Origin of the sequence: Marinobacter sp. bablab_jr003, assembly GCF_016464245.1 — a bacterium.
GTDB classification, from domain to species: Bacteria; Pseudomonadota; Gammaproteobacteria; order Pseudomonadales; family Oleiphilaceae; genus Marinobacter; species Marinobacter vinifirmus.
The window spans coordinates 153154-177694 of record NZ_JADARC010000134.1 but is presented as its reverse complement, the minus strand read 5'-3'; the positions used below and the strand labels follow the sequence as shown (position 1 = coordinate 177694).

The window sequence follows — 24541 nt, the reverse complement described above, 5'->3', positions numbered from 1 at the left end:
TCACCTGAGGTAGAAACTCTTTCGTAAGCTAAGGAGCTGGTCGCTGGCTCCTGACCAAAACAACAGGAGCATGCATGCTGGAAATAACCCGGAAGCTGATTGATTTGCTGGATTTGTCGCCCATCGGAGATGACCATTTTCAGGGTGACAGTGAGGATCTCGGCTTTCCCCATGTGTTTGGCGGCCAGGTACTTGGCCAGGCGTTGATGGCGGCCAGCCGCACCGTTGAAGGCCGGTTGTGCCATTCATTGCACGCCTACTTCCTGCGCCCCGGCAACCACAGCATGCCGATTGATTATGAGGTTCAGCGGGTTCGCGATGGCGGCACATTTTCGGTGCGCCGGGTCATTGCCCGCCAGGACGGCAAGGAAATCCTGACCGGTTCCATGTCATTCCAGGTGGCCGAGGAAGGGCTTAGCCACCAGTTCCCGATGCCGGAAGCGCCAGCGCCGGAAACCCTGAAATCCGAACAGGAACTGGGCCAGTTACTGGTGGACCAGGTGCCGGAGAAGCTTCGGGACGTGCTCACCCGGGACCGGCCCATCGAGATCCGCCCGGTGAACCCCGGCAACCCGCTCAAACCGGAGAAACAGCCGCCTTACCGCCAGAACTGGTTCCGGGCTCTGGGGCCACTGCCGGATGATCCGGTCTTGCACCGCTGCCTGCTAACCTACGCGTCGGATTTCTCGTTCCTCGGCACCTCCATGGCACCCCACGGCCGCACGTTCATGAACCGGAACATGCAGGTAGCCAGCCTGGACCATGCCATCTGGTTTCACCGGGACTTCCGAATGGACGAATGGCTGCTGTACGACAAGGACAGCCCCAGTGCCTCCGGTGGTCGTGGTTTCAATCGGGGTAATTTCTTCACCCGGGATGGCGTGCTGGTGGCTTCGACCACTCAGGAAGCGTTGATCCGGGAACGGCAGGGCTGATCTGCCAGCCAGTCGATAATGCGGTCAAAAGGTTGCGGCCGGGCCAGGATATAACCCTGAACCAGGTCGCAGCCCATGCTCTCCAGCAGCTTCAGGGTTTTTTCACTCTCCACACCCTCCGCCACCACGGTGTAGCCCAGGCTGTGGCACATCTCGATGGTGGTGCGCACGATGACCCGGTCCTCCTCCCGCTCTGCCAGCTCGGTGATCAGTGAGCGGTCGATCTTGATCTCGCTGGCGGGCAGCTGCTTGATGTAAGACAGCGAGGAATAGCCGGAGCCGAAGTCATCAATGGACAAGGGGATGCCTGCGGCATTGATGGCTTTCAGGGCTTTCAGGGAGTTGGCCGGGTCCTGCATCATGGAGGTTTCCGTTACCTCGAAGGCCAGCTCTCCGGCGGGGCACTGATAGCTCTGCATCATTCGTTGCACAAACACCGGGAAGTCCGGTTCCCGCAGGTTGTTGGGGGAAATGTTGACGGCGATACGAGTCGGAGCGCCCTTTGCCGCCAGCTTTTCCCGTATTTCCAGGGCTTCCCGCAGCACCCAGCGGGTGAGCGGTTTGATCAGGCCGGTTTGCTCGGCCAGTTCGATCACTTCATGGGGCGGGACTTGCCGCTCCCGGTCCGGCCAGCGGATCAGGGCCTCGAAGCCGGTAATGTCTCCGCTTTTCAGGCACTGCTTGGGTTGCAGGTACAGGGTCAGCTGGTTCAGCTCCAGTGCCTGCCGAAGCTCGGACACCAGGGTCAGCCGTTCGGCGCTGTAGGAATCCTTCGACGGCTTGTAATAGGCCACACCCCGTTCCCTGGCCCGTTCCGAACCTTCGGCAATGACGGCTCGCCGGATCAGGGTGTTCACGTCCGTGCCATGATCGGGGTAGATGGCCACCCCCAGCTGGGGGGTGAGCGGTATCTGCATGCCCAGGAAGTCAATGGGCTGGCGGATAACTTCGATATCCCTGAGTACGTGGCGGGGTACGGATTCTGTGCGGTCAGCGTAGCTGATCAGCGCGAAGGTTTGCGGGTCCAGGCTGGCCAGGTAGAAGTCCCGGCCCTCGCTCTGTTCTATGGCGACAATGCCGGGCACCTTACGGGTGACATCGTTGAACTGCCGTGATGCCAGTTCCAGTATCCGGTCGGTGTTGCGGTGCCCGAGCGTCTTGGTTACGGCATACAGGTTGTTCAGGTGAATGACTGCAATGCCCAGCCGTTGCTTCGGGTTGCGGCGGATCAGTTCGCTCACCCGCAGCTCGAAACTGCTGCGGTTGGGTAGCCCGGTCAGCGGGTTGTGCAGGGCCTGGTCCATCAACTGCAGTTCCGCGTTACGGCGGGCTTCCAGTGCGTGCAGTTCCGCTTCCCGCGAGTGCAGGCGGTCCTGCCGTTCCCGGTAGATCCGGATTGCCAGGGCCAGGCTGAGCAGCATGGCTTCCAGGGCCGAGCCCAGTTCCATGCCGTAGGAGGTAATAAAGCTGTTGGGAATCCAGCCGTATTTGTTGGCGGCCGTGATCGCGCTGCCGAGGGTCAGTGCCGCCCAGGCCAGGGTGTAGTACATGGCCTGGGGGTTGCCCCTGAGCCACTGCAGGGGGCCGATAAAGGTCAGCAGCAGCGAGCTTGGAATCACCAGGGCCACGCTCAGGCGCATACCGGTGTTGTAATCGATGAACAGGTTGGCCGCCGCCATGGCCAGGTTCAGGGCCAGCACTGCCAGTACCAGGCGATCCATTTTCGGGCTGACCTGTTTAAGCCGTAAAAACGCCCTGGAGAACATCAGGGTGCAACTCATGGCCAGGGGCACAATCATCGCCATCGCCCGGTTCTGTATGGTCGGACTTTCCGGCCACAGTAGCTGGTAGGTAATACCGTTCAGTCCGCCCACCAGCAACAGGTAGCCGAGGGTGGAGAGCACATAGAACAGGTAAACGGCTTCTTTCAGGGCGATAAAGACAAACAGGTTGAAGCAGATAACGGCAATCAGAATGCCGTAATAAACGGCGTGGAGCTGGCTTTCAACGGAGGCCTTTTCGAAATAGCTACGATTGTTCCAGAGTTGCAGTGGTGCCTGCATGGCACCTTCTGTCTGTATCCGCAGCAACACCTGGTAATTGCCGCCAGGCGCCAGTTGCAGGGGGAACAGGAAGTGGGGGTGTTGTACCGGCCGCTCGGAAAAGGGCATACGGTCGCCGGTTATTACTTCCCGCAGTAACCGGTTGTCTTTAAACAGATAGAAGCCGATAGCGTCGAGCTGCGGGTAGCTGATTTCCAGCAGGTTGCTGTTGCTTGCGTCGGTAACCGGGAACCGGAGCCAGACCTGGTCCCGGATATAGCCAAAGTTGGGGGTCTGGTCCGGTAGCCTCTGCCATTGATCCGAGGCCATGACTTCGCTGGCGGTGACGCTGGCATCCGGGGGCAGGCGCAGATACTCCATTTCCGGAATATAGGACGCAGGTGCCGCATGGAGGTGAAGCGACAAAGTCAGCAAAGCTGTCAACGCTGCCAGAAGCCGGGCCAGTTTCATCAGGATCTGTTGTTACCGTTATTATCGTTCTGAGTCGAGTATGGCTTGTCGCTGCAGGTGGCTCAAGGGCAGCCGGACAGAGTTTTGGCAACTTGTGTAAATAAAGGTCAGATTCCGTTAACCCACTCTTTTACCCAGGGCAGGGCTTCGGCTTCCGGCTCCATGGTTTCCAGCGCGTCTACGCGCAGGGTTTCCCCCACCTTGCGGGCCGAGGTTTCGTAAAGGGCTTCTTCCATCAGGTCGCCGGCGCCGCAGAAGGTGTCACCGTAGGAGCTGTCGCCCAGCACGATAATGCCGAAAGGGCGACCAGGCTGCTGTGGCAGTTGTTCCCGCAGCGCCAGGTAAAACGGCAGCAGGTTGTCAGGGATTTCCCCCTGGCCGGTCGTAGAGGTGCAGACCAGCAGGGCGTCGTCGTTGCCGGTGATGTCTTCCAGGGCCGGGGTCTCCAGCACGGTCACCTGGTGCCCTTCGGCTTCAAGCTCTTCCTTGATCTTGCGGGCGGTCAGCAGGGCGCCGCCGTAAACACTGCCGGTGAGTATTCGAATTGCTGCCATGTTACTGCCTTATGTCTGTTCAGGTCTCTGCATTGCCGGCAGAGATGGTAATGCGGCAATGGGCCGCGCTCAAGCCGGGCTTTCCGCAGCGGGCTGGCTGTCCTGGCTGCGCACCCTGGGGGCGATGCGGTTGCGGCCATCTTCCTTGGCGCTGTAAAGGTTGGTGTCGGCCAGTTTCAGAAGTTCGTTGACGGACCCGGCCTTGGAGATCGAGCAGACGCCGGCACTGATGGTCACCGGCAGGATCTGCTCCTGGTGGCGGAACTCGGTGGCCGCCACTTCCGCACGCAATCGCTCGGCCAGTGTCAGGGCCTGCAGCAGGGTGGTGTCGGGCAGCAGGATCAGGAATTCCTCACCTCCCCAGCGCGCCGCGATATCCGTTTGCCGGATCACCTTGCGCACCAGGCTGGCAAAGTGCCGGAGGGCGGCATCGCCGGCATCGTGGCCGAAATCGTCGTTGACCCGTTTGAACAGGTCCAGGTCGATCAGCACCACGGAAAAGTGGTGCCCGGAGCGCTGGTAGCGGGAAAACTCGGCGGCAAGGCGGTTGTGCATATCCCGCCGGTTGGCCAGGCCGGTAAGCTCATCGGTACGCGCGGCTTTTTCATGGCTTTCGGCCAGTTTCAGCAGTTTGTTGCGGGCCTGCAGACGGCCGGCCTCCAGCACAAAGCAGAAGATGGATTCGAAGGTGAGGGTGGCGAAAAAGCGTATCTTGAAGTCAGTGGAGTATTCGGCGGCTACTCCGGGCAGGTTGGGAAACTGGAATACGATGATCGCCAGCAGATAGCAGAACAGCAGGATTGCGGTGCCGCCCTTCAGGCTGGTGAGGAAAAACAGTAGCGGAGGGAACACGTAGAACCACAGGGGGCCGGTGTTGCCTTCGCCGCCCGAGGCGATCAGGTAGGCAAACAGCAGGGCAACGGTAATCAGCAGCCCCGCCTTCTGCACCAGCCGGTTGCCGGTCCGCAAATACCAGAGCATATTGGCCAGCACCGGTATATTGAACAGCCAGAGCACGATGGCATGGCTGTGATGGTCGGCAAACCAGGCCTTGAGGCCGATGCCGGTGAGGAACAGCAGCGCCATGGCCGATAACCCGTTCAGCAGGAGGGAAATCTGCTGTTCTTCGTGCTCGGACGATATGATCTGGTTGGGTCGGTAGCTGGCCGTCATCTTGTGTTGTTCTTTTTGACAGGTTTTTGCCAAGTATGCGCCAAAAAACCGCGGCTTTGGAGTGATGTCCGTCCGGTTTGTGATCTTTAGCCCCCATGACAGTTCGGTTTCAATTTTATGATAAAAATTTTATAGTTTGCGCGCGGCAAAATTGCCTGAACTCATTCCGTTCTCAAGAGACCCAATTGTTTATGGCCCGTTCCAGCAGCTTTCTGGATAACCTTCTCAGCAGCCCCTCCACGGAACGGTACAGGGTTGGTTTCAGTGTTCTGTTCCTGCTCTGTGTCTGGTTGATTGTCGGCTCATTCAGTCAGGGATTACCCAATAGCATGTTGCTGATGGCCGCAGCGGTCATCGGCGGTTATATGGCCATCAATATCGGTGCCAATGATGTTGCCAACAACGTGGGCCCCGCGGTGGGTTCCGGTGCCTTATCGCTGGGCGCCGCCGTGTTGCTGGCGGCGGTGTTCGAGGCAGCCGGCGCGCTGATTGCCGGTGGCGACGTGGTCTCTACCATCAAGGGCGGCATTATTGATCCCACCACCCTGGAAGATCCCCGCGCCTTTGTCTGGCTGATGACGGCAGCTTTGCTGGCCGGCGCACTTTGGCTGAACCTGGCCACCTGGATGGGCGCGCCGGTTTCCACGACCCACTCTATTGTGGGCGGTGTGCTGGGTGCCGGTATCGCGGCCGGTGGCTGGGCCATCGCCGACTGGGGTGTGATGGGCAAGATTGCTGCCAGCTGGGTGATCTCTCCGGTATTGGGTGGTGCCCTGGCAGCGCTGTTCCTGTTTGCCATCAAGAAAACCGTGCTGTACCGGCAAAACCTGGTGTCGTCGGCCCGCACCTTTGTGCCTGTCCTGGTATCGATCATGGCCTGGGCGTTCACAACCTACCTGATGCTCAAGGGCGTGAAGAAAATCGTCAAGGTGGACTTCCTGTCGGCGTCGATCATGGGCCTGGTGGTAGCTGCCGTGGTGTGGTTCATCATGCGTAACCTGGTGAGCCGTCGTGCCGCGACCATGGAGAACAGTGCCAAGGGCGTGAACACGCTGTTCACCTGGCCGCTGATCTTTGCCGCCGCGTTGCTCAGCTTTGCCCACGGTGCGAACGACGTCGCCAACGCCATCGGCCCGCTGGCGGCCATCAACGATGCCATTCGCGCCGGTGGTGGCGTGGTGACCTCTGCCAGCATTCCGCTGTGGGTCATGATGGTGGGTGCGCTTGGCCTGGCCGTTGGCCTGATGTTGTTCGGCCCGCGCCTGATCAAGACCGTGGGCAGCGAGATTACCGAGCTGGACAAGACCCGGGCCTTCTGTATCGCCCTGTCTGCGGCACTGACGGTAATCCTGGCGTCCCAGCTGGGGCTGCCGGTCAGTTCAACCCATATTGCTATCGGTGGCGTGTTCGGTGTGGGCTTCCTGCGGGAGTACCTGAAGTCCAACTACGCCAGCCAGCTGCACAAGATGATCGAGCACCATGACCTGGCGGACCAGGAGCGCCTGAAGCCGTTCCTGGACGATTTCCGCAACGCCTCTGTGGAGGAAATGGAAAAGCTGCTCAAGCAGGCAAAGAAGAGAAAGGAGCAGGTGCCGCTGTCCAAGTCCGAGCGCAAGCGCCTGAAGAAGATTTACAAGGAAGAGATGGTCAAGCGCTCCCACCTGGTGAAGATTGCCGCAGCCTGGATTATCACCGTGCCGGCGTCCGCCCTGATGGCTGCGTTCCTGTTCTTCGCCCTGCGGGGTTTGATGGTTTAATGCCGGGCGGGGCTGGTTAGCGCCCCGCGGTTTGGCCATACTATGAGCATCAGGCCCTGTGCGGGCCGTTTTGCTTCAACGCTATTTTTCAGGGAGTCAGGAATGAGTTCATCTTCCGAGAGCCGTCAGGCCAGAATGATTGAAGAGTTACGGGTGTTTATCAAGAAGGTGATGAGCGAGCCGACCATCGCCGTAAAGTCCATGGAGATTGCCCGTAAGTACAAGGGTGAGCCCAATGCTGACGAGTTGATTGCCCGCGAGATCAGCGCCAACACTACGATCCGTATTCCGGAGACCTGGAGTGAGGCTGACAAGATGTTTCTGGAGATCCTGCACGAGGTGCTGGATGACGAAGAGGCCCTGTATTAAAGCTTAGCCAGGTGCAGGGCAGGGTGTGCGAGGAGCTGTTCAAAAACCGCTCCTTCGGCACATCCCTGTGGCGCTTCTGCTCCGCCATCCCTGGCTCCGCAAATTTTTGAACAGCTCCTCGCACACCCCGCCCCGGGCATACGTCATGCCGCCAGTTTTCAATGTCACCTTAAGGAATTGGCCTCGTTCTTTCTGGCCGGTGTTATCCCTGGGCTGACTTAAGCCTGGGTTTTGCCTTTGATGGCCGGGGGCTCAATACGGCTTCGGCCATTTGATGCAGGATGGCGATCTCATCGGCAATGCCGTCTTCCTTCGACAACTCCCGCTGTTCTTTCAGGATGTCTGCCAGGATCTCCGGCGTTGTTAGCGGGTTAGCCAGCACCACCCGGAATACGATGCACGGGAAGTGGTAATAGCGGGCCGGTTCCAGTCGGGTTCGGGACACGAATGCTTTGCCGCGTTCCCGCTGGGTTTTCTGGATGAACTTGGTAATACGGTTCAGGCAGGTGTTCATTTTCTCTGCCTGCAGTTCGTCTGCGATGGCCAGGGCCTGTTGAACCGGTTCCGGGCAGTAGCGGTAGGTCAGGATGTTGAGTTCCGGACGGGTGATGAGTTCGAAGTCCGGTTGTTCGTCGATCATGCCGGCGAAGGTCCTGGCTTTTTCGATGCCCTGGTTGATCAGGATTTCGTAGCCTTCCCGTGCCAGGATTTTCAGGCCGGAGTGGATCAGCATGGCCATGCCCGGGCGGGAGCCTTCGAGGGTGGTGCTGCCGAGGTCTCTTGAGCCTTTACGGATGATGTACTGGGCGTGGTGTTCTACCGCGCTGGCCAGGCTGGGGTCTTTGAAGACGACCAGGCCGGCACCCATGGGTACGTACAGCTGTTTGTGGGCGTCGAAGGTGACGGAGTCGGCCTGTTCTATGCCGCGCAGCAGGTGTTTGTAGGTGCGGGAGAACAGGGTGGGGCCACCCCAGGCGGCGTCTACGTGGAAGTGGGCGCCGAATTCACGGGCTATGTCGGCCATGCTGTCCAGCGGGTCGACGGTGCCGGTTTCGGTGGTGCCGGCCACGCCGCAGATGGCCATGACCTTGATTTTCTGTTTCTGCAGTTCCAGGCACTTGTCTCGCAGGGCATCGGGCAGGATGCGGTTGTATTCGTCGGTCTCTACCGGCACCAGGGCATCGCGGCCCAGGCCCAGCACGTCAGCGGCTTTGCGTAGGGAGTAGTGGCCGCGTTTGGAGACGACGATGGCGGCGCCTTCGTAGCCGTAGTATTTCAGGGCCCGGAACAGGCCTTCTTCGTGCAGGCCGCGGAAGCTGCCTTCGGCGGGGAAGGCGCGGTTGCGGGCAACCCACAGGGCGGTCAGGTTGGCGATGGTGCCGCCGGAGCACATGGCGCCCAGTGCGTGCCGGGGGTCGTGCATCCATTTCCGGTAGAAGGAGCCGTCCTGCTGGTACACCAGCCGGTGGATCATGCCCAGTACCTGGCGCTCCATGGGGGTGAAGGCCTTGGAGGTTTCGGTTTTGACCAGGTTCTGGTTCAGGGCAATCATGATTTTTGACAACGGCAGCATGAAGTAAGGCAGTGCCGAGGTCATGTGGCCGATAAAGGCCGGTGAGGCGGTGTGTACGGAATTGGCGACCAGTTTGTCGAGCAGGAACTGGGCCTGTTCGGAAACGAAGACGGGTTTTTCCGGGATCACGTAGTCGGAGAAGTCTTTTTCGACTTCCGAGAGATCCCGTTCAACGGCAACGATGTGCTCCTGCAGGAACCCGGCCAGGTTGCTGGAGATGTTCTGGTCGATACGGCTGAGCGTGGATTCCGGGGCTTCGGGCACCGTGAACACGCGATACATTGCCTCGACCGAGGCCTGGGCGGATTTTTTCTTTCCGGTCATAGCACCACACACACTCAGTGGTTGTCCGTGGGTCGGTTCCGGAAACCCGGCGGACGGGGCCGGGCTGGGCCCGACATTGAATTTGGTGGCCCGCCGGCAGGCAGGTCATCTACTCCTTGAGGGGCCGTAGTATAAGGCCTGTGCGGGTTTGACGCTATGCCCGGGGCTTTCGGGGCGTGGCTCAGAGGATTTCCCGGTGGATGTCGAGGATGGGGGCGTCTATGCGCTCCTGTATGTCTTTTTCGACCTGGTCGAGGCGCTGGGTGATTTGCTGGGCGCTGGCGCCCAGGGCGGCGATGGTCCAGGTGGCGCAGTCGAGGGCTTCGTGGTCGGCGGTTTCAGCCACGGCCAGGTCGGGTTCTTTGCCCCAGATGGCTTTCATGGCGGTGAAGGCTTTGCGTTTGGCTTTTATGTCTTCGCAGCCGTAGAGCTGGAAGTGCAGGGTCAGGACGCCTACGTGGGGGGTGATGTCCTGGTGCTGTTGTGGGGTTTTGCCTTCTTTCAGCAGTTTTCTCAGGGCTTCTGACATGTCTGGTTTGGCTCGTTTGGTGCAGGAAGCGGTGAGGGTGGGCTGTTCAAAACACGCTGTGGATACGTCCTTGTACGCTCTGCTCCGCCATCCATGGCTCCGCAAGGTTTTGAACAGCCCACCCTCACCGCTTCCCGAACGGTATACGGGGAGTCGCTTCAGCCGGTTGCCCTGGCTTTCGGGACGGGCTGTCTGGGTTTCCCCTAGACTACTACAGGCGTCCCCCGTTTGATAATCGCCGCCGGGTTGGTGCCGGAGGGCAGGTTGCCGTAGTTCATGCCGCCGCTGGATTGCAGTCTTGAGGCGCAGAAGGCGTCTGCGACGTTTTTATCGCCAAAGCGCAGCAGCAGGGAGCCTTGCATGGTCAGGGCCATGCGGTCGACCAGGTTTCTGGCGCGGTACTGGAAGTCGCTGATGTCGGCGAAGTCATGTTGCAGTTGGGCCAGGTGCTGGTCGAAGCGGCGGTCGGTGCCTTTGGCTTCGGCGGCTTCTTTGAAGAAGGCGTCGAGGGTTTCGGGTTCTTTCTGCAGGGCGCGGAGGGTGTCGAGGCACTGGACGTTGCCGCTGCCTTCCCAGATGGCGTTGACGGGGGATTCCCGGAACAGGCGGGGCATGATGCAGTCTTCCATGACGCCGCTGCCGCCGATGCATTCCATGGCTTCGTAGGCGTGGTTGGGGGTGCGTTTGCAGATCCAGTATTTGCCGACGGGGGTGGCCAGGCGGGCCAGCAGGCGTTCGTGTTCGTTGTTCTGGTTGTCCATCGCCCGGGCTACGCGCATGGTGTAGGCGAGGGCGGCTTCGTTTTCGATGATCAGGTCGGCCAGTACGTTCTGCATCAGCGGCTGGTCGCTCAGGCGGGCTCCGAAGGCGCTGCGGTTGTGGCAGTGGTGGCTGGCCTGGGCGACGGCCTGGCGCATGCCGGCGGCGCTGCCGATCATGCAGTCGAAGCGGGTCATGGCGACCATTTCAATGATGGTTCTGACGCCGCGCCCTTCTTCACCGACCATCCACGCCAGAGCGCCGCGGATTTCCACTTCGCTGGAGGCGTTGGCAACGTTGCCCATTTTGTTTTTCAGCTGCTGTACCTGCCAGGGGTTCTTGGTGCCGTCCGGGCGCCATCTGGGCATCAGGAAGCAGGACAGGCCGCTGGTGGTCTGGGCCAGGACCAGGAAGGCGTCGCACATGGGGGCGGAGACGAACCATTTGTGACCAACCAGTTCGTAGGGCTGGCCCGGGCCTTCCTGGCCTGTCGGGTAGGCCATGGTGGTGTTGGCGCGCACGTCGCTGCCGCCCTGTTTTTCGGTCATGGCCATGCCGATGGTGACGGAGGTTTTTTCGCTGTCCGGTACATTTCGGCTGTCGTATTCGTTGGCCAGGATTTTCGGGGCCCAGAGTTTGGCCAGGTCCGGCTGGTTCTGGATGGACGGGATGGCTGCGAAGGTCATGGTCACCGGGCAGCAGTGGGCCGCCTCTACCTGGGAGTGCAGGTAGTACTTGGCGGCGCGGGCAACGTGGGCGCCTTTGCCGGGGTTGGTCCAGGGTGAACTGTGCAGGCCGTTTTCCAGGGCCACTCGCATGAGTTCGTGGTAGGCCGGGTGGAAGCTGACTTCGTCAGTCCGGTGGCCGTAGCGGTCATGGGTGCGGAAGCCGGGTTTGTTGGCGTTGGCCTGGTTGCCGAGTTCGATGGTGTCGGCCAGGCCGGCCCAGGCCCCGAAGCGGGTGAGGTCGTCGTTGGCGAAGCCTGCGCCTTCCCGCAGAACGGCTTCCCGCAGCGCGGTGTCCTGTTCGTAGAGGTTGTAGTTCTCCAGCGGCCGGGGCTGGTTGATGACCTCATGGGTGGCCGACAGGTAACGGTTGTCGGTGGCGGACTCGGCTTTGCGCTGCGGGTTGTTCATGTTCAGCTCCTGGTGCCGGTCAACCCCCGTAGGCAGAAGCAGACGATGGTGTCGACCAGTTCATTGTCATTGTTGTCGTTGTCCGGTAGCTCGCTTGTCTGGGTTGGAGACAACGGGCCTACCAGGGCTTCGGATATCGCGCCCACCAGACATGTAGCGGCCAGGCGGGTGTTCTGCTCCGGGATGGTGCCTTCGGCGATGCCTTCCCGGATGGCTTGTTCAAACAGGTTGGCGTAGGCCCTGCGGTACGCCAGTCGTTCTTCTTCTACTTTCGGGTCCACCGGCTCGGCAATCAGCGCCCAGGCTTTCATCGGGCCTTTCAGGGCCCGTTGGGCGAACTGGCGCAGGGCGTGGTCCAGACGCTGTACCGCATTGCCTGTTATGGCCAGGGCTTCGGCTACCTTGTCGACTTCGCGCTGGGTCGCCAGCCGGAAAATCTCCGCAAACAGGTCTTCCCGGGATTCGAAATGCCGGTAAATCGTGCCGGTTGCCACGCCGGCGAGGCCGGCAATTCGGGTAACTCGGGCGCTCTGGAAACCGCCGTCTGCCACGCATTCCCAGGTGCTTTCAATGATCTTCTGGCGCGCCTGGGCTTTGCGCTGGCGCATTTTTTCGGTTTCACGATAAGCCATGCCGGCTCCTTGCAAGCAGTGAATCATTATTCATTTCTTGTGTCAATTTGAGGGGCCTGGCAGGTGATGGTATTGGCCCTTCAAAATCAATGGCATGCAGTTGTTTGCAAAACGTTACAAAAAAGTGGTTGTCAGGAAATAGCGCCGTTAACGAAACCGGATTATAAAGACGCCAAGACGGGGCCGCAGGCGGCCGGCAGTCGAGACGGGGTGCTGCCCGGGAGGGCGTACAGGGCACCTGAAAATCTGTTTTCGTTGATGGAGAAAAGAGCATGAGTGAATTCGACGAAAGCAATCTGGAGCAGTCCGGTAACTGGGGCAGCGACAGTGAGGATAACCATTCTGTTGCCGGCCGTGCCCGGGTAAGGGCCCAGCTGCAGTCAGATATCGAAGCCTTTTTGCAGGGTGGCGGCAAGATCCAGGCAGTGGATACCAGCTTCCGGGCTGATACCCCTCGCAAGGTGGAAGTGGGCTTTAACAACCGTTCCATCTGAGTTCCTTCCCCGATTTCCCTTCTTTACCAGGGCGGCCGGTTTGGCGCCGCCCTGGTTTTTGTCATTGAATTGTCATCTGAGTACTGCAGACTTGCCTCCGGCCCTGCAACAGGCGGCTCACCGGGTGTATGATGTCATGACTTTCCAAGGCCATCCATGTTCAGGAGGTATTTCATGCCCAAGCCACGCCAGCCGCTTTCCAACCGAGCCTATCCGGCTACCCGTCTGCGCCGCAACCGCGCCAGTGATTTTTCCCGGCGCCTGGTGCGGGAAAACCAGTTGTCGGCTGACAATCTGATCTTCCCGGTGTTTGTGCTCGAAGGCGAGAACCAGCGTGAGGCGGTGCCGTCCATGCCGGGTGTGGAGCGACTGAGTATTGACCTGCTGGTCGAGCAGGCGGCGGAGCTGGTTGAGCTGGGCATTCCTGCGGTGGCGCTGTTCCCGGTGGTGCCGGCGGAGAAAAAGAATCTGTCCGGCTCTGGCGCCTGGGATTCCGATGGCCTGGCCCAGCGTGCGGTGCGGGCGCTCAAGAAAGCCCAGCCGGAACTGGGTGTGATTACCGATGTGGCGCTGGACCCGTTCACCACCCATGGCCAGGACGGCATTATTGATAACGACGGTTACGTGCTCAACGACGTGACCGTAGAAGCCCTGGTGAACCAGGCCCTGTCCCACGCCGACGCCGGCGCCGATGTGGTGGCGCCCTCCGACATGATGGACGGCCGGGTAGCCGCCATTCGTGAAGCCCTGGAAGGTGCCGGTTATGTGAATACCCGCATTCTGGCCTACTCTGCCAAGTATGCCTCCAGCTATTACGGCCCGTTCCGGGATGCGGTCGGTTCCGCCGCCAACCTGGGCAAGAGCAACAAGTCCACTTACCAGATGGACCCGGCCAACAGCGACGAAGCCATTCACGAGGTGGCCATGGACCTGGCGGAAGGTGCCGATATGGTGATGATCAAGCCGGGCATGCCGTACCTGGACATCGTGCACCGGGTGAAAACCGAACTGCAGGTGCCGACCTTTGTTTATCAGGTCAGCGGTGAGTACGCCATGCACATGGCGGCGGCCCAGAACGGCTGGCTGGATGGCGATGCGGTGATGATGGAAAGCCTGATGGCCATGCGCCGGGCCGGTGCCGATGGCATTCTGACTTATTTTGCCGTGCGCGCTGCGAGACTGATGATAGACCGCGCGCGGGCGTGACGCAGGCGACCGCCTGCCCAGACAACGGATATGGATAGCGATGACCACTGAAACAGCCAAGCAGACAATCGATGCCGAACTGAGCGTGCCTGCGCCGGTTGAGCTTCCGCCGGTAGGCGAGGAAGCGAACCTGGACGCCAGCGAGAACTACTTCAACCGGGAACTGAGCCAGCTCCAGTTCAACTACCGGGTACTGAAGCAGGCGCTGGACACCACGCACCCGCTGATCAACCGGCTGATTTTCTGCTGCATTTTCAGCAGCAACATGGACGAGTTCTTCGAGATCCGGGTGGCGGGCCTGCGTCAGCAAATGAAGTACGGCCGGGAAACCGTGGGTGTGGACGGCATGCAGCCGGACCAGGTGCTGGCGGAGATCAGCCGGGTAGCCCACGAGTACATCCATGAGCAGTACGACATCCTGAACAATGTCCTGATTCCCGAGCTGGAGCAGGAAAACATCCACTTTGTGCGGCGCCGGGAATGGACCCCGGCCCAGGCAGAGTGGGTGCGTACTTACTTTGAAGAAGAGATTCTGCCGGTGGTCAGCCCCATCGGGCTGGACCCGTCACACCCGTTCCCGCGCCTGGTGAACAAGAGTCTGAACTTTATCGTGGAACTGGATGGCAAAGACGCCTTTGGCCGGGAAACCGGCATGGCCATCCTGCCGGCGCCCCGGTCGCTGCCCCGTCTGGTGCGCCTGCCGGATGAAGTCTGCGAAGGTGGTGAGAACCTGGTGTTCCTGTCGTCGATGATCCACGCCCACGCGGATGAGCTGTTCCCTGGCATGGAAGTCAAGGGCTGCTACCAGTTCCGTTTGACCCGGAACGCCGACCTTGAGCTGGAAGATGACCTGGAAGACCTGGCGTCGGCCCTGCGCGGCGAGCTGCTCAGCCGTCGCTTTGGTGACGGTGTGCGCCTGGAGGTAGCCGATAACTGCCCGGAAGAACTGGTGCAGTTTCTGTTGCGGGAGTTCGGGCTGACCGAGCGTGACCTGTACCAGGTGCATGGCCCGGTGAACCTGACCCGCCTGATGGCCGTGGGTGGCCTGGTAGACCGGCCCGACCTGACCTACTCCAGCTTCTCGCCGTCCATTCCGCGCCAGATCCGCAGCAAGGAATCCATGTTCGATGCCATCCGCAAACGGCCGATCCTGTTGCTGCATCCCTACGAGAATTTCAGCCCGGTGGTAGACCTGCTGCGCCAGGCTGCAAAAGATCCGAATGTGCTGGCCATCAGGCAGACGCTTTACCGGACCGGTGCCGATTCGGAAATTGTCGAAGCGCTGGCCGATGCCGCCCGGCGCGGCAAGGAAGTGACCGTGGTGATCGAGTTGCGGGCCCGTTTCAGCGAGGCGGAAAACCTGGAGCTGGCCAGCCGGTTGCAGGAAGCCGGGGTGATCGTGGTGTATGGCGTGGTGGGCTACAAAACCCACGCCAAGATGATCCTGATTGTGCGCCGGGAAGAAGGGCGCCTGCGCCGCTATGTGCACCTGGGTACCGGTAACTACCATGCCGGCAACGCCAGGCTGTACACCGATTACAGCTTCATGACCTGCGACGAGTCTATTGGCGATGATGTCAACAAGCTGTTCCAGCAGCTGACCGGTATGGGTAAGGCCCTCAAGATCAAGAAGCTGTTCCATGCACCGTTTACCCTGCACAACCGGCTGATCAGCCTGATCGAGCGCGAGGCCAGCTATGGCGACAAGGGCCGGATTATCTTCAAGTTCAACGCCCTGACCGAGCCGCAGATGATCAAGGCCCTGTACCGGGCCTCTCAGGCCGGCGCGAAGGTTGACCTGATTATCCGGGGCATCTGCTGCCTGCGGCCGGAAGTGCCGGGGCTGTCGGATAACATCCGGGTGCGTTCGGTGATTGGCCGGTTCCTGGAGCATACCCGGGTGTATTACTTCGGTAATAATGGCCGTCCGGAAGTTTACTGTTCCAGTGCTGACGGCATGGAACGCAACCTGCTGCACCGGGTAGAAACCGCATTCCCGGTGGAAGAGCCGGCACTGGTGGCCCGGTTGCGGGAAGACCTGGATACCTACCTGGCGGATAACTGCCAGGCCTGGGTGTTGCAGCCCGATGGCAGCTATATCCAGAACCAGCCGGCCGAGGGCGAAGAGCCCTTTGCGTCCCAGCTGGTGCTGTTGGAGCGCCTGACCAGCAAGCCGGTCTGAGCCCGGATACAACAATAACTACCCAGATAACAGGACTCTGATTTTGAAATTCAACAAGTGGTTGGTTGCCGGCGGAGTGATTCTGGCCGGAGCCGGCCTCGCGCCCTGGGGCGTGGGCTATGTGACCGAGCAGCAGTGGTTCCGGGCTGCCCTGGAAGTAAACGCTGCCCAGCCTTTTGTGCACCTGGAAACCCAGCAATATCAGCGTGGTGTGCTGGCCTCCGAAGCCGCTGGCACCCTGACCATTACCGACCCGGCCCGGGGCGACAGTTACCGGATAGGCTTCCGGGTGAAGGTGTCCCACGGGGTGACCGGCAGCCTGATGGATTTCCGCCCGGACGCCGGCTGGCAGCCGGAGGGCGCCAACTGGTTTCGTGGTGAAAAGCCCCGCCTGACCCTGGAAACCCGGATTTGGGGCTCGGCCACCCTGGTGCTGGAAGCGCCGGCAATGGCGATCGACAACCCGGCATCGGGCGAGTCCCTGCGCAGCAGCGGTGGCCTGGCCAGCATCAGTGTGGGCAGTCTGGGTGAGCAGGCTGATCTGATGCTGGTGTGGCCGGCACTGTCGCTGTCCGGGCCGGAGCTGGATCTGACGGTGGAAGATGCCCACCTGGAGCAAAGCCTGTCCTGGTTAAGTGGTGATATCTGGACCGGAACCGGCACCTTGTCGGTGGAGTCCCTGTCGGTACAAAGCCCGGGTGTGGAGCCCGTGGTCCTGAATGGCCTGGCCATGACCAGTGCCAGCGAGGCGAAGGACCAGGATCGTCGGCTGGATTCAACCCTGGAGCTGGATGTGGCGTCGGTGAGCGTCGGCAGTGACGCATTCGGCCCCCAGCGGATGGCGGTTTCGGTGGATAACCTGGATGTGGCTGGCTGGAATGCCTTCAGTTCGGCCATGACAGACCTGCAGGCGATGACGGTCAAGGCCGGGGCTGGCGGTGGTGTCAGCTTCGAGCAGCAGATGGCGGTGATGCGGCGGTTTAATGAGTCGATCCGTGACCTGGCCGCTGCGGGTTTTTCGGCCGGGATCCGCGAGTTGAGCCTGGAAACGCCGGAAGGGCCGGTGCAGGGCAGCCTGGATATCTCTCATCCGGAATTGGCCGGGGCTGAAAAGGACGCCATGCTGATGGTGATGCAGGGCCTGACCGGCGAGCTGGATTTTTCCATGCCGATGGCGCTGGCCGAAGACTATGCTGCGGTGCGCATGCAGGTAGCGCCGCTGATCAAGCAGGGTTTGCTGGTTCAGGAGGGTGACCGGCTGGTGATGGATGGCCGCATGGAAGATCTGGTGCTGGACATCAACGGGCTGCAGATTCCGCTGCCACCGCTACTCTGAGCTCAGACCGCTGCCTGTGCTGGCAGCGGTTCCGCTAATTTTCCGCTTTTGCTTTTCTTCTCGCCAGCCGGGCTCAGGCCTGGCTGAATTTTTGTTTCAGCGCCTCGGCCACCGCCGGATCGACAAATTCCGAGATGTCTCCGCCCAGGGATGCGATTTCCCGGATCAGGGTGGAGGAAATGTAGGACAGGTGGTTGGCCGGGGTCAGGAACACGCTTTCGATTTCCGGGGCCAGCCGGCGGTTCATGTCGGCGAGCTGGAATTCATATTCGAAGTCGGAGACTGCGCGCAGGCCACGCAGGATGACGGTGGCGTTCTGTTCCCGCACAAATTCGGCCAGCAGGTTGCTGAAGCCGGTGACGGTTACGTTGGGTACGTGGGCGGTGGCTTTGCGTACCAGTTCGCAGCGTTCTTCGAGGTTCAGTAGTGGCTGCTTTTTCGGGTTGTAGGCGACGGCGACGACGATTTCGTCAAACATGCGGCCGGCCCGTTCGATGAGGTCGGTGTGGCCGTTGGTGATGGGGTCGAAGGTGCCCGGGTAGATGACTTTTGGCATGCGCAGCTCCTTTGTCTTTATGGCCGGTAGCATAGCAGGAACCAGGGGTGTGCTGTAGTCCGGGGCTTTGGGTAGCGCTGTATTATGACTGTGCAGTGCGTGGGCAGGGTGGCTCTTCCCGGGAAACGCTACAAGCACATCCCTGTGCGCTTGACTCCGGCCATCCATGGCCTTCGACATTCCCGGGAAGAGCCACCCCGCCCACGCAACCAGGCAGTGTGCTGGCCGCCCCGGGGCTTCTGGAAAGTCCCTTGTTCAATTAACTGTTTGAGGCCAGCTTCTGCGCCAGCCTAGTGCTGTTCCTCGCCGCCAGCGCATAAACCGACAACTGCGGGTTCGCGCCGATACTCGTTGGAAAGATCGATGCGTCGTGGATGCTGAGGTTGGGAACCTGGTGGTGTTCGCCGAAGCCGTTGACCACGGAGTCTTCCGGGTTGCTGCCCATGCTGCAGCCGCCCATCTGGTGGGCGGTGAACAGGCGGGCGCGGTGGGGTTTCATGGGGAGTTCGGTGATCGCTGCGCGGGCTTCGGCCCAGGTTTTGTACCAGGTGGAATCCAGGTGCATGGCGCGGACGGCGTCGGCGCCGGCGGCGAACTGGATTTCGGCCATGTGCAGGTAGGCCTGGCGGATGCCTTGCCACAGGTAGTCGGTTACCGGGTAGTCGAGTACCGGGCTGCCGTCGTCGCGTAGGGTGACGGTGCCACCGGGGCTTTGTTCGTGGAAGCCGTCGCGCAGCAGGGCGATGACGGATTGCATTCTGGCCAGCTGGCTGAGGTCGGCGAGTTGTTCCGGGCCGTGGCCGGGGACGACGCCGGCGGCCATGGCCGGGTGCAGGGGGGGTACTTCGAGTTTGTAGCCCACGGGGCCGTCTACGCCCTGGCTGAAGTTGAACTGGTCCGAGTAGATGGACTGGGGTGCGCCGTAGAAGGGGTCTACGTTGGCCGGCATGCGGGCCACGGTGGCGTTAACCGGGTGGATGAAGGAGCGTTTTCCCACGCGTTGGTGCGGGTCGGGCAGTTGCGAGCGCAGTAGCAGGCCCGGTGAGCCGATGGCGCTGGCGGCGACGACAAAGTGCCGGGCCTTGAGGGTGACGGTGACGCCGGAGGGGGTTACGCCGTCTGGCCCCATGGCGCTGGCCTGCAGGTGGTCGATGCGGTCCTGGTTCATGACCAGTTTTTCGGCGCGCAGGCCGTGGTACATGCGGGCGTTGTTGTCGAGGGCGCCGGGGATGGTGGTCAGCAGGGCGCCTTGCTTGGCGTTGGTGGGGCAGCCTACGCCGCAGTAGCCGGAGTTCCAGCAGCCTTTGACGTTTCTGGGAATCACCTGCCAGGAGTAGCCGAGTTTTTCGCAACCCTGGCGCAGGATGTCGTTGTTCAGGTTGGGGTCGGTTTGCCAGGGCGCCATGGTGTGGCGCTCTTCCCGGCCCTGGAACCAGGGAGCCATGGCGTCTGGTGCCAGGCCGTCGAGGCCGAAATGCCGGCTCCAGTAGATGAGGGTTTCGTCCGGGGTGCGGAAGCTGCTGGTCCAGTTGACGGTGGTGGAGCCGCCTACACAGCGGCCCTGCAGTATGGCGATGGCACCGTCGGCGGTGGTCCGGCTCATGCCTTCCTGGTAGAGGTTGGCGTAGGACGTCAGCTCGTCCATCTTGAAGTCTTTCTGGTAATACAGCCGGCCTTCTTCCACCAGGATAACGGCCAAGCCTTGCCGGGCCAGGATTTCCGCGGTGGTGCCGCCACCGGCACCGGTGCCGATGACGACCACATCGGCTTCTGCTGTCTGGTTGCTGGTGAGGGTGCTGGCGTCGGTAACCTTCCAGCCGGCGGCCAGGCCCCGGGCAATGGGATCATTCATGGACATACTGCGCTCCGTAATCCGGGGTCTTTCAGGTGTTTTTGAACTGGGGTAAGACGTTTACGATCCATTCCTGTGGCCCGGGATAGCCGGTCAGGTGCCACTGGTTCTGGTGGCCGTAGAAGGCGACGTTGGCGATCTTGCTGAGGGCGATGTAGCCGTTGTTGAGCAGGCCGATCCGGCTGTTGCGCCAGCGGTTCAGGAATGCGTCGGCTTCGCCGGTGGTCACGGATGGCCAGTCGGACCAGACCCGGGCCAGGGTGACCCGGGTGGGGGCAAAGTTCAGCAGGTCGAACAGCTTGCGCAGTTCTTTCTGGTTGGGGGCGCCGAACTTGACGATGCCCTGGTCGATACGCTCGATGGTGGCCGCAACGGCAAACTGGCGCTGGTTCGGTTCTTCCGGCAGGGCGCCGGCGAACATGGCCGGTAACAGGGCTTCGAACAGCGCGATGTCGTCCTTGCTCAGAAACTGGAAGCGGTAGCTGGCGTCCATGCGGCTGTCGACCGCACTGACTCGCCCGGCCGGCGCGGTGGCGCAGCCGGACAGGCCGGCGGTGAGGCTGACGGTGCCGAGGAAGACGGCGCCGCCTACCCCGGTTTTCAGGAAACTGCGTCGGTTCATGGGGCTCACCGGATAAAGAATTTGTAGACCATGCGATGGGCAGCGGTGCCGTGGGGTGCATACACGTATTTGCCGCTGTTGAACTTCTGCTTGGTGAAGATGGCCCGGTGGTGCGAGAAGGTCAGGAAGCCTTCGCGGCCATGGTAGTGGCCCATGCCGGAGTCGCCGATACCGCCGAAGGGCAGGTCGTCCTGCGCTACGTGCATCAGGGCATCGTTGATGCACATGCCACCGGAGTGGGTGTTGTCCACCACGTGCTGCTGCTGGGTTTTGTCGTAGCCGAAGAAGTAGAGGGCCAGCGGACGCGGCCGTTCGTTGATGTAGTGGATGGCTTCGTCCAGGCCGCTGTAGCTGATCACCGGCAGGATCGGGCCGAAGATCTCGTCCTGCATCACTTTCATGTCCGGCGTGGTTTTCAGTACCAGGGTCAGCGGGATCTTGCGGGTGCCTTCCTTCATGTCTTCGTTGGCGGGGTTGATTTCCACCAGTTCGGCGCCCTTGGCCCGGGCATCTTCAAGGTAACCCTGCAAGCGGTCGTACTGGCGTTCGTTGATGATGGCGGTGTAGTCGTCATTGTCCCGCAGGCTGGGGTACATTTCCGCGAATCGGGCGCGGAATTCATCCACGAAGGCCTGCACCCGGTCGGCCGGGCACAGCACGTAGTCCGGTGCCACGCAGGTCTGGCCGGCGTTGAAGGCCTTGCCGAAGGCGATGCGCTGGGCGGCGTCTTCCATGGGCACATCCGGTGACACAATGGCGGGTGATTTGCCGCCCAGTTCCAGGGTCACCGGAGTCAGGTTTTCGGCCGCGGCGCGCATCACCAGCTTGCCCACCGAGGTAGAGCCGGTAAATAAGAGGTGATCAAACGGGCGCTGGGAAAAGTCTGCGGCGACGTCGGCCTCGCCGGTGATCACCGAGACCATTTCCTCCGGGAACATGGATTCGATGATTTCCTTGAACAGGGCCGAGGTGTGCGGCGTGTACTCGGACATTTTGATCATGGTGCGGTTGCCCGCAGCCAGCGAGGCCACCAGCGGGCCTACCGCCAGGTACAGGGGGTAGTTCCAGGGCACGATCACGCCCACTACGCCCTTGGGCTGGTAGTGCACCTTGTTGCTGGCCGGCTGGAACAGTACCGAGACATGGCGTTTGGAGGGCTTCATCCAGTCGCCCAGGTTCTTCAGGGTGTAGTTGATGCCCTGAATGGACGGCATGACTTCGGCAATCAGGGATTCATCCTTCGAGCGGCAGCTGAAGTCCCGGTCGATGGCATCGGTGAGCCGGTCCTGGTTGCTCAGCAGGGCGCGCTTCAGGCGTTTCAGGTTTTCCTTGCGCTCGGTTAGGGATGGCATCGGGTTGGCGCGGAAGGCTTTTTTCTGCTCTTCGAAAACCCGGTGGGTGTGCTGGATCTGTTTCTTGCTCTCGGTGAGCTGAACAACGGTGGCTCCCATTTTCTCTCCCCTTGCCGTCAGGCCTGCCTGTACAGCTTGTTGTTATCGGTGGCTGCAATCCGGTGGATTTGCACTTGCGGCTATTATTAGAGTATATACTCTAGGCAGTCAAGAAGCGGTGGATGGCCCATCGGGCCATCTGCGAGACAGATAACAACAAACACCGGCGGGCGAATGAAAACCAGAGACAAAATTCTGCTTTCCAGTCTGGAGCTGTTCAACGAACGGGGCGAGCGCAATATCACCACCAACCATATTGCCGCGCACCTGGCCATTTCTCCGGGCAACCTGTATTACCACTTCCGGAACAAGTCCGACATCATCTACGAGATCTTCCAGGAATATGAAAAACTGGTGGATTACTACCTGGATATTCCCGAAGACCGGGCCATTACCCTGGAAGACCTGACCTTTTACCTGGAGTCGGTCTTTGACGGGCTCTGGAGTTACCGGTTCTTCCACCGGGACCTGGAATACCTGCTCGACAGCGACCTGCGCCTGCGCCGGGACTACCGGGAATTTACCAACCGCTGCCTGACTGCCATTAACCGGATTTTCGGCAAGCTGGCGGAAGCGGGCATTATCGAGCCTCAGCCCGAAGAGCTGCGTTCGGCCATGTCGCTGAATGTCTGGCTGGTGATCACTAACTGGATGGCATTCCTGAAAACGGCCCACGCCAGCGAGGAGCCGGCCAGCCTGACTCTGACCGAGCTGAAGCAGGGCATTTACCAGGTGCTGACGCTGGAAATACCGTACCTGACGCCTGAATACCGTGAGCGGGTGATGGTGCTGCGAGAGAAGTATCGCCCGGTTTTACCGGAGGCAGTGCCCGCTTGATTGTAGCTGGCGGTTATTTTTTGAACAGATTTTGAACTTTTGGAAGAGTGCGGTGTCACAGGTAGTGACGTGGGAAATCGGACTTTTCTGCGTCTCCTGAGTGAGTTCTCAGGTTTAGCACGTCGCAAACCCTGACGTTTCGCCGGCCTGCGCCTTTGCAGGCCGGTTTTTTCTTTTTCTTCTGCTTATTCTTCTGTCTCTTCCGCTTCAGGCGCTTCCAGCCAGTCGGTCAGGGCCTCGCGGCATTCGTCGACGCCCCGCTTCGAGGTGGCCGAGAACATGATCAGGTGCTGTACGCAGCTAAAAGGCTTGAGTTTGCCGGCGATGCCCAGCATGGCAGTCTTGGCTTGCCCGAATTTCAGCTTGTCGGCCTTGGTGGCCAGGATCATCAGGGGCAGGTTATTGTGTTCGCACCAGTCCACCATCATCTGGTCGAAGTCGGTCAGCGGGTGGCGGATATCCATCACCAAAACCAGGCCGCGCAGGCAGCGACGCTCGTTCAGGTAGTGGCCCAGGTGTTTCTGCCAGTCGTCTTTCATGTCGCGGGAAACCTTGGCGTAGCCGTAGCCGGGCAGATCTACCAGGCGCATGTTTTCGCGATTCAGGGTGAAAAAGTTGATCAGCCGGGTGCGCCCCGGCGTTTTACTGGTGCGGGCCAGCTTGCCGTTGGCGGTGATGGCGTTCAGGGCGCTGGATTTGCCGGCATTTGAGCGGCCGGCAAAGGCCACTTCAGCGCCGAAATCCGGTGGGCATTCATCCAGCCGTGACGCACTGATCAGAAATCGGGCGCTGTTGAATGAGAGGCTTTTTTGAGTCAGATCAGAGTCCACGACGGTTGGCGTTCCTTTGGATTTCAGTTATCGGCGATTAATGTATAATGCTACACCAATTCAGGGCGGGACGCCTCGCGTTACCGCTTTAGCCCCGGTTATGAGCCTGTTTTGTCAGTGCTTGCCGGTTGCACAACGAAGAATACTTTCAAGATGCAAAGATGAGAGAAGCGGAGCGAGCATGAAAAGACTGATCGCAGGAGTTGTTCTCGGAGTTGGCCTGACAGCAATGGCTCACGGGGCAGGAGATCCGGCAGCGGGTGAACAGAATGCAGCGGTATGTGCCGGCTGCCACGGACAGGGCGGAGCCAAGCCAGTAATGGCTGTGTATCCGAAGCTGTCCGGTATCGGCGAGCGTTACACATACCTGCAGCTGGTAGATATCAAGAACGGCGACCGTCCGATTCCTGAAATGACAGGCCTGCTGGACGCCATGTCTGACCAGGACCTCCAGGACCTGGCAGCCTATTTCAACGAGCAGGACATGGTGGTTGGCCAGGCTGATCCAGAGCTGGTGGAACAGGGCCAGGCCCTGTACCGTGGCGGCAACATGGCTTCCGGTGTTCCGGCCTGTTCCGGTTGTCACAACCCTCGTGGTACCGGTAACGAGCCTGCGGGCTATCCGGCACTGAGTGGCCAGACTGCCGAGTACGTTGCCAAGCAGCTGAATGCCTACCGTTCCGGTGAGCGCGCTGGCGGTGCCAACGCAGCCATCATGATGGATGTGGCCTCCAAGCTGACCGACGCGGAAATCGAGGCAGTTGCCAACTACGTTTCCGGCCTGAACTGATCGTTCCCGGTAACGCTGCGTCAGAAACCCCGCTTCGGCGGGGTTTTTGCTGTTTACCTTTCTGTAACGATTTGCCCATGGCCTGCGGTGGAACTTTTTCCGTATGCTGGGTCATAATTCCCGATAACTCA

The 24541-nt window shown here is 60.6% G+C and carries 21 protein-coding genes; 9 read left to right on the top strand and 12 right to left on the bottom strand.

What is annotated here, in order from left to right:
- The first annotated feature begins 74 nt into the window (after positions 1–74).
- Positions 75–935 (top strand): acyl-CoA thioesterase II, encoded by an 861-nt coding sequence (gene tesB / locus H3Z84_RS16535; RefSeq protein ID WP_022988486.1) that lies wholly within the window; start codon positions 75–77, stop codon positions 933–935.
- Here the strand turns inward: tesB and H3Z84_RS16530 are convergent.
- From H3Z84_RS16530 to H3Z84_RS16520, 3 genes are all read right to left on the bottom strand, one after another.
- The gene (locus H3Z84_RS16530; RefSeq protein WP_199458246.1) at positions 902–3448 is read right to left on the bottom strand and encodes an EAL domain-containing protein; all 2547 of its coding nucleotides are present in this window, start codon (positions 3446–3448) and stop codon (positions 902–904) included. The two genes, tesB and H3Z84_RS16530, sit on opposite strands and share 34 nt — an antisense overlap.
- A 107-nt stretch (positions 3449–3555) precedes the next feature.
- Positions 3556–4002, bottom strand: a complete 447-nt coding sequence (locus H3Z84_RS16525) for a flavodoxin (protein ID WP_199458245.1) — start codon at positions 4000–4002, stop codon at positions 3556–3558.
- Between the two features lie 69 nt (positions 4003–4071).
- Entirely contained in the window at positions 4072–5175 is a 1104-nt protein-coding gene (locus H3Z84_RS16520) for a GGDEF domain-containing protein (protein WP_022988483.1), read from the bottom strand.
- Positions 5176–5366: 191 nt separating this feature from the next.
- Between H3Z84_RS16520 and H3Z84_RS16515 the strand changes: the two genes are divergently transcribed.
- A complete protein-coding gene (locus H3Z84_RS16515) occupies positions 5367–6932 on the top strand; it encodes an inorganic phosphate transporter (RefSeq protein WP_199458244.1) in 1566 nt (521 codons plus the stop codon).
- Between the two features lie 102 nt (positions 6933–7034).
- Positions 7035–7301 (top strand): hypothetical protein, encoded by a 267-nt coding sequence (locus tag H3Z84_RS16510; protein WP_036219157.1) that lies wholly within the window; start codon positions 7035–7037, stop codon positions 7299–7301.
- 202 nt (positions 7302–7503) lie between these two features.
- On the opposite strand, the gene panP is transcribed toward H3Z84_RS16510, so the two are convergent.
- From panP to H3Z84_RS16490, 4 genes are all read right to left on the bottom strand, one after another.
- Positions 7504–9198, bottom strand: coding sequence for a pyridoxal-dependent aspartate 1-decarboxylase PanP (panP, locus tag H3Z84_RS16505; RefSeq protein ID WP_036219155.1), 1695 nt, complete (start codon positions 9196–9198; stop codon positions 7504–7506).
- Positions 9199–9379: 181 nt separating this feature from the next.
- On the bottom strand, positions 9380–9727 hold the full coding sequence (locus H3Z84_RS16500) for a DUF503 domain-containing protein (protein ID WP_058341978.1): 348 nt from the start codon (positions 9725–9727) through the stop codon (positions 9380–9382).
- 203 nt (positions 9728–9930) lie between these two features.
- Positions 9931–11622, bottom strand: coding sequence for an isovaleryl-CoA dehydrogenase (locus H3Z84_RS16495; RefSeq protein ID WP_199458243.1), 1692 nt, complete (start codon positions 11620–11622; stop codon positions 9931–9933).
- A 2-nt stretch (positions 11623–11624) separates the two neighbouring features.
- Positions 11625–12254, bottom strand: coding sequence for a TetR/AcrR family transcriptional regulator (locus H3Z84_RS16490; protein WP_199458242.1), 630 nt, complete (start codon positions 12252–12254; stop codon positions 11625–11627).
- Between the two features lie 272 nt (positions 12255–12526).
- On the opposite strand from H3Z84_RS16490, the gene H3Z84_RS16485 reads away from it, so the two are divergent.
- The 4 genes from H3Z84_RS16485 (at position 12527) to H3Z84_RS16470 (ending at position 17472) form a co-directional block, all read left to right on the top strand.
- The gene (locus H3Z84_RS16485; RefSeq protein WP_094624950.1) at positions 12527–12748 is read left to right on the top strand and encodes a hypothetical protein; all 222 of its coding nucleotides are present in this window, start codon (positions 12527–12529) and stop codon (positions 12746–12748) included.
- A 174-nt stretch (positions 12749–12922) separates the two neighbouring features.
- Positions 12923–13954, top strand: coding sequence for a porphobilinogen synthase (gene hemB, locus H3Z84_RS16480; RefSeq protein ID WP_199458241.1), 1032 nt, complete (start codon positions 12923–12925; stop codon positions 13952–13954).
- Between the two features lie 40 nt (positions 13955–13994).
- Positions 13995–16136, top strand: coding sequence for a polyphosphate kinase 1 (gene ppk1 / locus H3Z84_RS16475; RefSeq protein ID WP_199458240.1), 2142 nt, complete (start codon positions 13995–13997; stop codon positions 16134–16136).
- Between the two features lie 43 nt (positions 16137–16179).
- Entirely contained in the window at positions 16180–17472 is a 1293-nt protein-coding gene (locus tag H3Z84_RS16470; protein ID WP_199458239.1) for a DUF945 family protein, read from the top strand.
- A gap of 73 nt (positions 17473–17545) precedes the next feature.
- Here H3Z84_RS16470 and coaD read toward each other — a convergent pair whose 3' ends face one another.
- The 4 genes from coaD to H3Z84_RS16450 form a co-directional block, all read right to left on the bottom strand.
- Complete coding sequence (gene coaD, locus H3Z84_RS16465; protein WP_022988472.1) at positions 17546–18028, bottom strand: pantetheine-phosphate adenylyltransferase; 483 nt, start codon at positions 18026–18028, stop codon at positions 17546–17548.
- 259 nt (positions 18029–18287) lie between these two features.
- Positions 18288–19886: a GMC family oxidoreductase N-terminal domain-containing protein gene (locus H3Z84_RS16460; RefSeq protein ID WP_199458238.1), complete on the bottom strand. Its 1599-nt coding sequence runs from the start codon at positions 19884–19886 to the stop codon at positions 18288–18290.
- Between the two features lie 25 nt (positions 19887–19911).
- Complete coding sequence (locus H3Z84_RS16455) at positions 19912–20502, bottom strand: hypothetical protein (RefSeq protein WP_199458237.1); 591 nt, start codon at positions 20500–20502, stop codon at positions 19912–19914.
- Positions 20503–20507: 5 nt separating this feature from the next.
- Entirely contained in the window at positions 20508–21953 is a 1446-nt protein-coding gene (locus H3Z84_RS16450) for a coniferyl aldehyde dehydrogenase (protein WP_058341969.1), read from the bottom strand.
- Between the two features lie 174 nt (positions 21954–22127).
- Here H3Z84_RS16450 and H3Z84_RS16445 point away from each other — a divergent pair, with 174 nt between their 5' ends.
- Complete coding sequence (locus H3Z84_RS16445; RefSeq protein WP_199458236.1) at positions 22128–22790, top strand: TetR/AcrR family transcriptional regulator; 663 nt, start codon at positions 22128–22130, stop codon at positions 22788–22790.
- Between the two features lie 185 nt (positions 22791–22975).
- Here the strand turns inward: H3Z84_RS16445 and yihA are convergent, their stop codons facing one another.
- On the bottom strand, positions 22976–23620 hold the full coding sequence (gene yihA / locus H3Z84_RS16440) for a ribosome biogenesis GTP-binding protein YihA/YsxC (RefSeq protein ID WP_022988467.1): 645 nt from the start codon (positions 23618–23620) through the stop codon (positions 22976–22978).
- Positions 23621–23801: 181 nt separating this feature from the next.
- Between yihA and H3Z84_RS16435 the strand changes: the two genes are divergently transcribed.
- Positions 23802–24410, top strand: coding sequence for a c-type cytochrome (locus H3Z84_RS16435; protein WP_036219153.1), 609 nt, complete (start codon positions 23802–23804; stop codon positions 24408–24410).
- Positions 24411–24541: the final 131 nt, after the last annotated feature.